At 71.8% G+C, this 12,782-nt stretch carries 12 protein-coding genes; 6 read left to right on the top strand and 6 right to left on the bottom strand.

The window, feature by feature from the left end; genetic code table 11:
• The 3 genes from MKK70_RS22685 to MKK70_RS22695 form a co-directional block, all read left to right on the top strand.
• Positions 1 to 2,081 (top strand): PAS domain-containing protein (locus tag MKK70_RS22685; RefSeq protein ID WP_243950083.1); only part of this gene is annotated, 2,081 nt, incomplete at its 5' end.
• Positions 2,082 to 2,204: 123 nt separating this feature from the next.
• Entirely contained in the window at positions 2,205 to 3,938 is a 1,734-nt protein-coding gene (locus tag MKK70_RS22690; RefSeq protein WP_147842074.1) for a sensor histidine kinase, read from the top strand.
• A 182-nt stretch (positions 3,939 to 4,120) separates the two neighbouring features.
• On the top strand, positions 4,121 to 4,687 hold the full coding sequence (locus tag MKK70_RS22695; protein WP_147842073.1) for a DNA-3-methyladenine glycosylase: 567 nt from the start codon (positions 4,121 to 4,123) through the stop codon (positions 4,685 to 4,687).
• Positions 4,688 to 4,793: 106 nt separating this feature from the next.
• On the opposite strand, the gene MKK70_RS22700 is transcribed toward MKK70_RS22695, so the two are convergent.
• The 4 genes from MKK70_RS22700 to MKK70_RS22715 form a co-directional block, all read right to left on the bottom strand.
• On the bottom strand, positions 4,794 to 5,273 hold the full coding sequence (locus tag MKK70_RS22700; protein WP_243950085.1) for an Lrp/AsnC family transcriptional regulator: 480 nt from the start codon (positions 5,271 to 5,273) through the stop codon (positions 4,794 to 4,796).
• A 148-nt stretch (positions 5,274 to 5,421) separates the two neighbouring features.
• Positions 5,422 to 5,904 (bottom strand): glutathione peroxidase, encoded by a 483-nt coding sequence (locus MKK70_RS22705; protein ID WP_147842071.1) that lies wholly within the window; start codon positions 5,902 to 5,904, stop codon positions 5,422 to 5,424.
• Positions 5,901 to 7,064 carry a M20 aminoacylase family protein gene (locus MKK70_RS22710; RefSeq protein ID WP_147842070.1) on the bottom strand — a complete coding sequence of 388 codons (1,164 nt, stop codon included), beginning with the start codon at positions 7,062 to 7,064 and terminating at the stop codon, positions 5,901 to 5,903. The genes MKK70_RS22705 and MKK70_RS22710 overlap by 4 nt, the downstream gene beginning before the upstream one ends.
• Before the next feature lie 5 nt (positions 7,065 to 7,069).
• Positions 7,070 to 8,296 carry a GNAT family N-acetyltransferase gene (locus MKK70_RS22715; RefSeq protein ID WP_243950086.1) on the bottom strand — a complete coding sequence of 409 codons (1,227 nt, stop codon included), beginning with the start codon at positions 8,294 to 8,296 and terminating at the stop codon, positions 7,070 to 7,072.
• Between the two features lie 230 nt (positions 8,297 to 8,526).
• On the opposite strand from MKK70_RS22715, the gene MKK70_RS22720 reads away from it, so the two are divergent.
• The gene (locus MKK70_RS22720; RefSeq protein WP_243950088.1) at positions 8,527 to 8,847 is read left to right on the top strand and encodes a hypothetical protein; all 321 of its coding nucleotides are present in this window, start codon (positions 8,527 to 8,529) and stop codon (positions 8,845 to 8,847) included.
• A 57-nt stretch (positions 8,848 to 8,904) separates the two neighbouring features.
• Here the strand turns inward: MKK70_RS22720 and MKK70_RS22725 are convergent, their stop codons facing one another.
• Both MKK70_RS22725 and MKK70_RS22730 read right to left on the bottom strand, forming a co-directional pair.
• Positions 8,905 to 9,663, bottom strand: coding sequence for a glycerophosphodiester phosphodiesterase family protein (locus MKK70_RS22725; protein WP_147727003.1), 759 nt, complete (start codon positions 9,661 to 9,663; stop codon positions 8,905 to 8,907).
• Complete coding sequence (locus MKK70_RS22730; RefSeq protein ID WP_243950090.1) at positions 9,663 to 10,136, bottom strand: RidA family protein; 474 nt, start codon at positions 10,134 to 10,136, stop codon at positions 9,663 to 9,665. Before MKK70_RS22730 ends, MKK70_RS22725 begins: the two co-directional genes overlap by 1 nt.
• Positions 10,137 to 10,438: 302 nt before the next feature.
• Here MKK70_RS22730 and MKK70_RS22735 point away from each other — a divergent pair, with 302 nt between their 5' ends.
• Positions 10,439 to 11,632 (top strand): aspartate aminotransferase family protein, encoded by a 1,194-nt coding sequence (locus MKK70_RS22735; RefSeq protein WP_243950092.1) that lies wholly within the window; start codon positions 10,439 to 10,441, stop codon positions 11,630 to 11,632.
• Positions 11,633 to 11,690: 58 nt separating this feature from the next.
• Entirely contained in the window at positions 11,691 to 12,665 is a 975-nt protein-coding gene (gene argF / locus MKK70_RS22740) for an ornithine carbamoyltransferase (protein WP_243950094.1), read from the top strand.
• The last annotated feature ends 117 nt before the right edge of the window (positions 12,666 to 12,782 follow it).

Genomic DNA, 12,782 nt, shown 5'->3' on the forward strand with positions numbered 1-12,782 from the left:
AGGTGGTCTGGTTCGGCGACATCGACGGCAACGTCACCTACTGCAACGCCTACTGGTACGCCTATACCGGACTGCCCGCGAACGAGACCGGGGAGACGAGCTGGATGGGCGTGATCCACCCCGACCACCGCGACGCGACCCGTCGCGCCTGGCTCGCCGCCTCCCGCGACGGCCGGGACTACGAGGTGGAGTTCCTGCTGCGGCGGGCCGACGGGATGTACCGCTGGTTCCTGTCCCGCGCACGCCCGATCCGCGATGCGGACGGGACCGTGCGCAGCTGGATCGGCACCTCGCTCGACATCCACGAGCGCAAGGTCGCCGAGGCGCGCTTCCAGACCCTGACCCAGCTCGCGCCGACCGTGATCTGGTTCGGCAATCCCGACGGCAGCCTCAGCTACCTGAACGACCGCTGGTACGCCTATACCGGGCAGACGCCGGAACACGCGCTGCCGCTCGGCTGGGCCGAAGCGATCCATCCCGACGACCGGCCGGGGCTGTTGGAGACGTGGGAGGCGGCGCGCACCCGCGAGACCGTCTACGACACGGAGGCGCGGCTGCGTCGGGCCGACGGCGCCTATCGCTGGTTCCTGATCCGGGCCGAGCCGATGCGGGACGGCGCCGGATCGGTCGTGGGCTGGCTCGGCAGCACCAGCGACATCCACGACCGCCGCCAGGTGGAGGAGGACCTGCGCCGCGCGCGCGAGCAGCTGCGCCTCGCCGTCGAGGCGACGGGAACCGGGATCTTCGACTACGACCTCGTCGCCGACGTCCTGAAGTGGGATGCCCGCACGCGCTCCTTCTTCGGCCTCGGCCCCGATGCCGCGGTGAACCTCGACGTCTACCTCGCCCGCCTGCACCCGGACGACCGCGCCGCGGCGGACGCGGCGGTCGGCGCCGCGATCGATCCGGCGGGCGACGGGACCTACGACATCACCTACCGCACCGTGGCGCCGGAGGACGGCATCGAGCGCTGGGTGTCCGCCAAGGGGCAGACCCTGTTCGAGGACGGGCGGCCGCTGCGGCTCATCGGGACGGCGCGCGACATCACCGTCGCGCGGCGGGCCGAGCAGGTCCTGCGCGAGACCGAGGAGCGCTATCGGCTGGCATCGCGCGCCACCAACGACGCGATCTGGGATTGGGACCTCGCCAGCAATCACGTGCTGTGGAACGAGGCGCTCCAGGCTGCCTACGGCCACGCCCCGGACGCCGTCGACCCGACGGGGGATTGGTGGATCGGGCAGATCCATCCCGAGGACCGCGGGCGCGTCGACGCCGCCATCCACGCGATCATCGACGGCACCGGCACGGCCTGGACCGACGAGTATCGCTTCCTGCGCGCGGACGGCTCCTACGCCTACGTCCTCGACCGGGGTTACGTCATCCGCGACGCGACCGGCCGGGCGGTTCGGATGATCGGCGCCATGCTCGACATCTCCGAGCGCCGGAAGGCCGAGGAGCACCAGCGCCTGTTGACCGGCGAGCTGCAGCACCGGGTCAAGAACACCCTCGCCCTGGTGCAGGCCATCGCTAGCCAGACCCTGCGCGGCTCGACCGACGTCAACGAGATGCGGGAGGCGTTCGCCGCCCGGCTGATCTCGCTCGGCCGCGCGCACGACATCCTGACCGCCGCGAGCTGGACGGCCGCCCCGATCGGGGACGTCGTGGACGGGGCTCTGAGCGTGCATCTCGGGGCGATGGCCGCGCGCCTGCGCACCAGCGGGCCCAACGTGCTCCTGGCGGCCAAGCCCGCCCTGTCGCTCGCCCTGTCCCTTCACGAGCTCGCCACCAACGCCGCCAAGTACGGCGCGCTCTCGAACGACGCGGGCGTCGTCGACCTGCGCTGGCACGTGGCCCATGCCGGCGACGCCCCGCGGTTCTCCCTGGTCTGGTCCGAGCAGGGCGGCCCGCCGATCCTGGTCCAGCCGGCGCGCCGCGGCTTCGGATCGCGCCTGATCGAGCGCAGCTTTGCCGCCGAGGTCGGCGGAGAGGTCACGCTCACCTACGCACGGACGGGCCTCGTCTGCCGGCTGGAGGCCCCCCTCGCGTCGATGCAGGAGATCCCCGATGCCGCCGCGGCCTGAGGTGCGGGCGGGCGCGGCCCGCGCGTGCATCGCGCCTTGGCGCGGCGGCCGACCGGCCTATCTGTGCGGTCACCGCGCCGCGATGCCCATCGCGCGCAGCCCGAGCGCTCGGCCGATCCCGTCATGTCGCTGACCAAACGCATCGTCGGCCTCGTCACGCTCGCGCTCGTGCCCGCCCTCGCGATCCAGGGCTACAACGAGTTCGCGTTGCGCGCCGCGCGGGGCGAGGCCGTGCGCGACGAGGCGATGCGCGCCGCCCGCAGCGTCGCCGCCGACCTCGGCCAGTTCGGGCGCGGCACCCGGCAGGTTCTCGGCATCCTGGCCGAGGTCCCGGAGATCCAGGGCAAGGACCCCGACACCTGCACGGCCTATCTCAGGACCCTGCTCGGGAAGGTCCCGGGCGCGTTCTTCTTCGGGGTGGCGGATGCCGACGGCACCATCGTCTGCAACACCCTCGGCTCCCCGCGCGGCGCCTACACCCTGGCCGACCGCGGCTACTTCCGGGACGCGATGCGCACGGGCGGCTTCGCGGTCGGCGGCTTCGTGACGGGGCGGATCACCCGCAAGCCGACCTGGCAGTTCGCCCAGGCCATCCCGGGAGCCGGCGGCCGGCCGACCGGCGTCGTGGTGGCCAGCATCGACCTGGACCACCTCGCCGGACACCAGGCCCGGGCCGGGCTGCCTCCCGACGCCGCGCTGATCGTCGCGGATCGGGACGGCGTCATCCTGCTCCGCCTGCCCGACCACGCCGCATGGGTCGGCAAGCCGCTGCCGCAGCCGTTCTGGTCGGCGCTCTCGGAGAACCGCGGCAAGGTGATCGACCTGGCGGGCCTGCGCGGGACGATGCGGATCACCGGAATCGCGGCCGTCACGCCGGACGACCTCGAAGGCGTGACCGTCGCCGTCGGCCTTTCGCCCGCGGCCGCCTTCGCCGACATCGACGCGGCGACGCAGCGCGGCGTCATCCTCATCGTCCTCGGCGCCCTCGGCGCCCTCGTCGCGGCGCTGCTGGCGGGGCGCGCCTTCATCCGCCGTCCGGTGCGCCGCCTGCTGCAGGCCGCGTCCGCCTGGCGGCTCGGGGACCTCGGCGCGCGGTCGAGCCTGTCCGGCCCGTCCGAGTTCGGGCAGCTCGGCGAGGCGTTCGACGCCATGGCGATCTCGCTGCAGAAGCACGAGGGCGAGCTGCGCTCGGAGATCGCGCGCAGCCATCTCCTGCAGGAACGGCAGACGATGATGCTGCACGAGCTCAACCACCGGGTCCGCAACACCCTGACCACGGTGCAGTCGCTCGCCCGCCAGTCGCGCCGCACCGACGAGACCGGCGAGCGGCTGGAAGGGCGCATCATCGCCCTGTCGAAGACCCACGACCTGCTCTCGCGCGACGACTGGGCGGGCGCCCCGCTCCGGACGGTGCTGGAGAACGAGCTGGCGCCATTCAGCGAGGGCCAGGCCGACCGCTTCCGGCTCGACGGCCCCGAGGTCGACCTTCCGCCGCGCTACGTGCTGGCGCTCGGCATGGCGCTGCACGAGCTGACCACGAACGCCGCCAAGTACGGCGCCCTGTCCGGCGGGACCGGGCGCGTCGACATCGCGTGGCGGACCGCGACCGCGGAGGGCGGCACGCGCCGGCTCGTGCTGGACTGGCGCGAGAGCGGCGGCCCGCCGGTCGTCGCGCCGCAGCGGCGCGGCTACGGCACGCGGCTGATCAACGGCGGCATCGGCCATGAGCTCGGCGGGACGGTGCAGCTCGAGTTCGACCGCTCGGGGCTTCGCTGCACCCTGGACGTGCCGCTCGACGCGCAGGATCGCTTCACCTCGTTCCACCCGGAATCCGGGATGCCGATGTCGGCGGCCTGACCGCGCGCCCCCGGCCGGGACCGGCCGGAGGCGGCAGACCATGAACGGCCGCGTGCGGGTCCTCCGCGGATCCCCTCGATCGGCGGGGTCGGGTCCGGATCGCGGCTCGGCGACGACGAGCGAGACGCCGGGGTGTCCCGCGACAGCGGGCGCGTCGCGGCTCCCCAGAGGATTGCGCATCCATGCTCGAGGCTTTCTTCGACCGCCCCGCGGCCGCCGTCGCGCAGGATCTGATCGGCGCGCGACTCTTCGTCGAGGCGGTCGGCGGCCTCGTCGTCGAGACCGAGGCCTACGACCGCGCCGATCCGGCGTCCCACAGCTTCCGGGGGCCGACGAAGCGCAACGCCAGCATGTTCGGGCCGCCCGGCCACGCCTACGTCTATCGCTCCTACGGCCTGCACTGGTGCCTCAACCTCGTGTGCGAGCCCGGCAGCGCCGTGCTGCTGCGCGCCATCGAGCCCACGCAGGGCATCGCGGCGATGCAGGCGCGCCGCGCCACGGCGGAGCCGCGGCTGTTGTGCGCGGGGCCCGGCCGCCTGTGCCAGGCGCTGGGCGTCACCGATGCGTTGGACGGTCGTTCCCTCGCGGGCCCGCCGTTCCGCTTCGCGCCTCGGGGCCGGCCGGTGCCCGTCGTCGTCGACCGGCGCATCGGCATCACGCGCGGCGCCGAGACGCCCTGGCGTTTCCTGCTCGCCGGATCCCGGTACGTCAGCCGCCCCGCGCGGCGCATCGCCGCAGCGGACGCCTGACCTCGGGCGCCCCGCACCCCGAAGGCGAGCGGAGGTCCGGCCCGGTCGCGGGCAGGGGAGGCCAACGCTCATAGGCCCCGGCCCGACCGGCATGCGGCGCTCCGCGTCACAGGGCCAGCGGCGCGTTGTCGACGACCTCCTTCATCACGAAGAACGTCCGCGTCTGGCGCACGCCGGGCAGCGCGATCAGCGTGCTGCTGTGCAGGCGGTTGAAATCCGCCATGTCGCGCACCCGGATCTTGAGGAAGTAGTCGAAATCGCCCGCCACCAGGTGGCAGTCGAGCACGGTCGGCATGGCGCGGGCCGCCGCCTCGAAGGCCGCGAAGCTCTCCGGCGTCGAGCGGTCGAGCACCACGCCGACGATCACCAGCGCGCCGAGTCCGACCTTGTCCGGCGCCACCTGGCCGCGGACCGCCTTGACGTAGCCCTCCGCGAACAGCCGCTGCGTCCGGCGATGGCAGGTCGCCGCGCTGGTGCTCACGCGCTTGGCGATCTCGGCGTTGCCCATCCGCCCGTCCGCCTGCAGCAGGCGCAGGATCTTCAGGTCGATCCGGTCGAGCCCAGCGTCGGTGGACGAATCTCTCATGACCCCGCCGCCTCACGATCCATCGAGCGCCATATGCCGGCGATCAAGGGAACACGGCGCCAAAGCGCGCGCCACCCTTCGAGAGAACCTTCCGGAACGGCTGACGCCCGCCGCAAACGGCCGAGACCGTTCGCGGCGCGCCGACATCTCAGGCGGCGAGGGCGGCCGCGATGTCGCGCTCGAGCGACGCGGGCTTGGCGGTCGGCGGATAGCGGCCGATCACCCGGCCGTCGCGGCCGACGAGGAATTTCGTGAAGTTCCACTTGATGCCGGCCGTGCCGAGGAGGCCGGGCTTCTCGCTCTTGAGATGCCGGTAGACCGGGTCGGCGCCCGCCCCGTTGACCTCGACCTTCGCCAGCAGCGGGAAGCTCACGTCGTAGGTCAGGCTGCAGAACTGGGCGATCTCGGTGGCGTTTCCCGGCTCCTGCGCGCCGAACTGGTTGCAGGGGAACCCGAGCACCACGAGCCCGGCCGCGCGGTGCTTCTTCCACAAGGCCTCCAGCCCCTCGTATTGCGGGGTGAACCCGCATTTCGAGGCGGTGTTGACGACGAGCACGACCTTGCCGCGGTACTGCGCGAGGGGATGCGGAGCGCCGTCGGCGCCCTTCGGCGCGAAGTCGAACAGCGTCATCGGGCCGCCGTCCGCCGCTCGACGAGGCGGGCCAGGTACGCGGACCCGATCGGGATGATCGTGTCGTCGAAATTGTAGCCCGGGTTGTGCAGCCCGGCTCCGGTCGAGGCGCCGATCCAGGCATAGGCGCCGGGCACCGCCATCGCCATGTCGGCGAAGTCCTCGCTGCCCATCTTCGGGCTGGAATTGAGGTCGACCCGCTCGGGCCCGAACAGCTCGGTCGCGGTGTCGATCGCGGCCTGGGTCTGGTCGGGGGCGTTCTCCAGCACCGAGAACTTGTCCTGGATGTCGACCGTGATCTCGGCGCCGTAGGCCGCGGCGTAGCCCTTGGCGAGCTCCCGCATCCGGTCGTGGCTGAGCTTGCGCAGGTCGCGGTCGAAGGTGCGGATCGTGCCGGCCATGTGCGCGGTGTCGGGGATGACGTTGTAGGCCGAGCCGGCGTTGAACTGGGTGATCGACAGCACGATCGACTTGAGCGGGTCGGCGTTGCGCGAGACGATCGACTGCAGCGCCTGCGCCAGCGCCGTGCCGACGACGATCGGGTCGATGCCGCTGTGCGGCTGCGCCGCGTGGATGCCGCGGCCCTTCACGTGGATGTCGAAGAAGTCGGCCGCCGCCATGATCGGGCCGGGGCGCAGCTTGATCATGCCGTGCGGGCCGCTCGGCTGGTTGTGCAGGCCGTAGATCTCGTCGCAGGGAAAGCGCTCGAACAGCCCGTCGGCGAGCATGGCGCGGGCGCCGCCCAGCCCCTCTTCCGCCGGCTGGAACACGAACACCGCCGTGCCGTCGAAGTCGCGGGTCTCGGCGAGGTACCGGGCGGCGCCGACGAGCATGGTGGTGTGGCCGTCGTGCCCGCAGGCGTGCATCTTGCCGGGGATGGTCGAGCGATAGGGGAGGTTGGTCTCCTCCTCGATCGGCAGCGCGTCCATGTCGGCGCGCAGGCCGATGCGACGGCCGTTGTCGCTGCGGCCCTTCAGGATGCCGACGACGCCGGTGCCGCCGACGTTGCGATGGACCTCGATGCCGAAGCCCTCGAGCAGGTCGGCGACGATGCCCGAGGTGCGCACCTCCTCGAACCCGATCTCGGGATGGGCGTGCAGGTCGCGGCGGAGCGCGGTCAACGCGTCGGCGTAGGTCGTGATGCGATCGATCGGGCTCATGGGCGTCAGGACTCTTCCGGGCTGGGCCGTCGGAACGGCGTCAGGGTGTCGAGCTCGTCGACCATGGCTTCGACATGGGCGCGCTCGCGCTGCAAGTAGTCGGCCACCGCGCGGCGCAACGACGGGTCGGCGATGTCGTGCGCGGAGTGCATCAGCACCGGCCGGTAGCCGCGGGCGAGCTTGTGCTCGCCCTGCGCCCCGGCCTCGACCCGCTTCAGGCCGCGCGCGATCGCGAAGTCGATCGCCTGATAGTAGCAGACCTCGAAATGCAGGAACGGGTGCTCCTCGATGCAGCCCCAGTTCCGGCCGTAGAGCGCCGTGTCGCCGATCAGGTTGATCGCGCCGGCGACGTAGCGGCCCTCGCGCTTGGCCATGATGAGAAGCACGCGCTCGGGCATCCGCTCGGACAGGAGCGAGAAGAAGCGCCGGTTGAGGTAGGGCCGGCCCCATTTGCGCGCGCCGGTGTCGGTGTAGAATTCGTAGAACGCGTCCCAATGCGCCTCGGTGAGGTCGGCCCCGGTCAGGTGCTCCACCGTGATGCCGGGCGACAGCGCGTCGCGCCGCTCGCGCTTGATGCTCTTGCGCTTGCGCGAGGCGAGCGCCGCGAGGAAGTCGTCGAAGCCCGCGTAGCCGGCGTTCTCCCAGTGGAACTGCTGGTCGGTGCGCTGGAGGAAGCCGGCGGCGCCCGCCCGCTCCCATTCCGGCTCCTGCATGAAGGTGACGTGGATCGAGGAGGCCTTGGTCTCGGACCGCAGCGCCCGCAGGCCGGCGACCAGGGCGGCCGTCGCGGTCTCCGGGTCGGCGCCGGGCGCGATCAGGAAACGCGGGCCGGTGACGGGGGTGAACGGCACGCTCACCTGCAGCTTCGGGTAGTAGCTCCCGCCGGCGCGCTCGAAGGCGTCGGCCCAGCCGTGGTCGAAGATGTATTCGCCCTGGCTGTGGGATTTCAGGTAGCACGGCACGACCCCGAGCAGCGTGTCGTCGCGCTCCACCGAGACGTGCAACGGAAGCCACCCGGTCCGGCGCGAGACGCAGCCCGAATCCTCGAGGGCCGAGAGGAAGGCGTGGCTGACGAAGGGGTTGTGGGTCTCGTCGCCCGAGCCCAGCGTCTCGGCCGACGTGGCGCAGGCGTCCCAGGCCGCGGCCCCGATCTCCTTCAGGCCGGCGAGCGCGCAGACCTTGAGCACGGTCTCGGAGGTCGCAGGCTCGTGCGGAGCACCCGGTTTTTCCATGCACGACAATCTAGCCCGCCGGACAGGGGGGACAAGGCGGAGGCGTGCATCCTGCCGTCGCAGCGTGGGGCATCGCCGTCTTCCGGTCTTGCCAAGCCGCTCGCCACCTTTCAACGGTCCGCATGGGAATCGACGGTCCCCTGAGAGTCGAGCCAATGCGCCTCAGCCACCCGCTCGCCTTCCGAAGGCGGACGCCGCCGGCTGATTTCATCGAGGATCATCCGATCGAGATGTCGAACCTCGACGAGGCGGACCCGCATGTGCCGGGCACGATCTTCGTGTCGACGGCCCTCGGCTCGCACGGCCCCCAGGTGAAGTGGTATCCCGACCGTGCAGGGCGGACGTTACCATGCCTCATCGTCTCGATCGGACCGAATCCGAGCGTCCGTGACGATTTCCTGCCGCCGATCGTGTCACGGGCCGCGGCCCCGAAGGTCATCGCGTGGGTGCGACCCAACCACGTCGCCCTGCTGGACTTCTGGACGAACGGCGCATCCTGGAACCGCCGTGAGGTCGCCGCCTTCCTCGATGGGCTGCTTCCCCTTCCCTGATCGAGCCTTGCCCTGATCGAGCCTTGCCCTGATCGAACCCTGCCGTGACCGAACGGATCAGGCCGAAAACCCCTCGAACACCATCTGGTCGGCATGCATCTCGGCGAGCCGGCGCTGGTCCGGGTTGCGCACCGTCCAGGCCATCACCGGGAGATGGCCGAGCACGCGGGCGAGATGCGTCGCGGCGCAGGGCAGGTCGTCGACCCGCCAGGACACGAAGCCGGGCCGCGTCTCCGCGATGTGCAGCAGGTCCGAGAGCCGGCGCCGCGCCGAATCGGTGAGGCCGGCATAGGCCGGGTCGTCCTGGTTCGTCTCGCCGACGATGCCGCGCGGGATCGTCTCGGGCACCAGCCCGCGCAGCGCCGCGACCACCTGCGGGTCGAAGGATTTCACCGCCACCGGCCCGGCGTATTCGCAAAGGATGTCCGCGACCCGGCGGGTCAGGGTGAGGTCGCCGGAATAGGACGACTTGATCTCGACCACGAGCGGCGTCCGCCCGGCGATCTCCGACAGGAAGGCCGGCAGCGTCGGGATGGTCTCCGCCGTGCCCGCGACCGTCAGGCGAGCGAGGTCGGCGCCCCGCATCGCGGCGACGGGGTCGGCGACGCCCGTCAGCCGCCCCAGCGCCGCATCGTGGAACACCATCGCCTCGCCGTCGGCGCTGATCTGCACGTCGCACTCGATGGCGTAGCCGCCGGCGATCGCCGCGCGGGCGGCGGCGACCGTATTCTCGGGGCGGCCCGCCGCGCGGTCGTGCAGGCCGCGATGGGCGATCGGCCGCGCGACGAGCCAGGAGATCCCGGCGGGCCGGCCCATCACCGCACCTCGAACATCGCCTCGACCTCGACGGCGGCGTCCAGCGGCAGCTCGGCGACGCCGACCGTGGAGCGGGCATGGCGGCCGCGGTCGCCCAGCACCGCGACCATCAGGTCGGAGGCGCCGTTCATGATGCCGGCGAGGCCGGCGAAGCTCGGCACGCAGTTGATGAAGCCCCCGAGGCGGACGCATTGCACCACCCCGCGCTCGAGGTCGCCCACCGCCGCCTCGACCTGGGCCAGCACGTTGAGCGCGCAGAGCTTGGCCGCGGCGATGCCGTCCTCCGCCGAGACCTCGGCGCCGAGCTTGCCGACATGCGCCGGCCTGAGCTTGCCGTCCGCCCCGAAGCAGATCTGGCCCGAGATCACCACGAGGTTGCCGGTCCGCACGAACGGCACGTAGTTCGCGACCGGGGCCGCCGCCTTCGGCAGGGCGAGCCCGAGGCTCTCGAGGCGTTCCTTGACCGTGCTCATGAGGCGATTCCTCTGGTTCGTCGTCGGCGATGCGCGGGTTCTGGAGCACGGGCAGCACCTGCCGCGCAAGCGGCCCGTGCGAGGCATGTCGTAGGCAAGCCGGCAAACGACGCCTGTTTTGCAGGCATGTCCGGCACGAAGGCCGGCCCCATCATTGACAGCGCGGCCTCGTTTCATAGTAATCGCGCGCGTGCCGCCCCGGTGACGAGGCGGCACTTTCGTTTTTGCACGCAGGGCACTCGTCCTGCACGCAGCCTTCAACGCTGGGTCGTCGCCCGGCACGCCGACACGGAGACGGGATCGTGACATCCGCCCTTCTGCCGACCTATGCCCGGGCCCCCATCGCCTTCGAGCGTGGCGAGGGCGCATGGCTGGTGGCGCGCGGGGGCGAGCGATACCTCGATTTCGGCGCCGGCATCGCGGTGAACGCGCTGGGCCACGCCCACCCGCACCTCGTCGAGGCCCTGACCACCCAGGCGCAGAAGCTCTGGCACACCTCGAACCTGTTTGAGATTCCCGACGGCGAGCGCTTCGGGCAGCGCCTCGTCGACGCGAGCTTCGCCGACGTCGCCTTCTTCTGCAACTCGGGCGCCGAGGCCAACGAGGCCGCGATCAAGATGGCGCGGAAGTACCATGCCGCGGGCGGCCACCCCGAGCGCTACCGCATCGTCACTTTCGAGGGCGCGTTCCACGGGCGCACGCTGGCGACGCTGGCCGCCGGCGGCCAGCTGAAGTACATCGAGGGCTTCGGCCCGAAGGTCGACGGGTTCGACCAGGTGCCCTTCGGCGACCACGCCGCGCTGCGCGCCGCGATCGGCCCCGAAACGGCGGCCGTGATGATCGAGCCGATCCAGGGGGAGGGCGGCGTCCGGCCGGTGCCGCCGCAATGCCTGCGGGGCCTGCGCGAGCTCTGCGACGAGCACGGCCTGATGCTGATCATGGACGAGGTCCAGACCGGCGTCGGCCGCACCGGGCGGCTGTTCGCCCACGAGTGGTCGGGCATCGCCCCGGACATCATGAGCGCGGCCAAGGGCATCGGCGGCGGCTTCCCGATGGGCGTGTGCCTGGCGACGCACGAGGCCGCCCGCGGCATGGTCGCCGGCAGCCACGGCACCACCTTCGGCGGCAACCCGCTCGCGATGGCGGTCGGCAACGCCGTGCTCGACGTGGTGCTGGCCGACGGTTTCCTCGATCACGTCCGGCAGGTCGCGCGGGTTCTGACGCAGAAGCTCGGGGCCCTTCGCGACCGCTATCCCCACGTCGTCACGGCGATCCGCGGCGACGGCCTGATGCTCGGGCTCAAGCTCGGCGTGCCCAACACCGCGTTCGCGGCCGCCGCGCGGGCCGAGCACCTGCTGGTGATCCCGGCGGGCGACAACGTGGTGCGCCTGCTGCCGCCGCTGATCGTCACCGAGGCCGACGTGACCGAGGCCGTCGCGCGCCTCGAAGCCACCGCCGCCGCGTTCGACGGCGCGATGCGCGGCGCCGCCGAGTGATCCTTCCTCGGCTCCCGAAGGCGGAGCCGCCGACCGAACCCGGACATGATGTGTTGAGATGACTGCCCCAGCGAACGGCCAGAGCAGCGGCCAGACGGCCGGCGCGAGCGCGCCCCGCCACTTCCTCGACCTGTCGGACTTCTCCGGCGCCGACCTGCGCCGGGTGCTCGACGCGGCCGCCGCGATCAAGGCGCGCCGCCGCAAGGGCGAGATCGCCGTGGAGCGCCCGCTCGCCGGCAAGAACCTCGCGATGGTGTTCGACCGGCCCTCGACCCGCACCCGCGTCTCGTTCGACGTGGCGATGCGCGAGCTCGGCGGCGAGACGCTGATGCTGACCGGCTCCGAGATGCAGCTCGGCCGCGGCGAGACCATCGGCGACACCGCGCAGGTGCTCTCCCGCTTCGTCGACGCGATCATGATCCGCATCCTCGATCACGCGCTGATGCTCGAGCTGGCCGAGAACGCCACGGTGCCGGTGATCAACGCACTGACCAAGCTGTCGCATCCGTGCCAGATCATGGCCGACGTGCTGACCTTCGAGGAGCATCGCGGGCCGATCAAGGGCCGCACGGTGGCGTGGTCGGGCGACGCCAACAACGTGCTGACGAGCTGGGCGCACGCGGCCGCGCGCTTCGACTTCACCCTCAACGTCGCCTGCCCGCCCGAGCTGGCGCCCCCGCCCGCGCTGATGGCCTGGGCGCGCGCCGAGGGCGCCCGCGTCAACGTCACCACCGACGCGTTCGACGCCGTCGAGGGAGCCGACGCGGTCGTGACCGATTGCTGGGTCTCGATGGGCGACGAGGACGAGAGCCACCGCCACAACCTGCTCAACCCCTACCAGGTGAACGCCGAGCTGATGCGCGCCGCCGCCAAGGACGCGGTGTTCATGCACTGCCTGCCGGCCCATCGCGGCGAGGAGGTCACCGCCGAGGTGATGGACGGCCCGCAATCGGTGGTGTTCGACGAGGCGGAGAACCGCCTCCACGCCCAGAAGGGCATTTTGGCGTGGTGCCTGCGGGCGAACGGGCTCTGAGCGGACGGATCGCCGAGGCCGTTCGGACGCAGGACCCGTGAGGTCCGCGGGCCTTGACCGTATGAACATCGTGTATACGTTCACGGCGTGAGATACCGATCCCGACCCGGTTGTGAG

Origin of the sequence: Methylobacterium sp. E-041, assembly GCF_022829665.1 — a bacterium.
GTDB lineage: Bacteria > Pseudomonadota > Alphaproteobacteria > Rhizobiales > Beijerinckiaceae > Methylobacterium.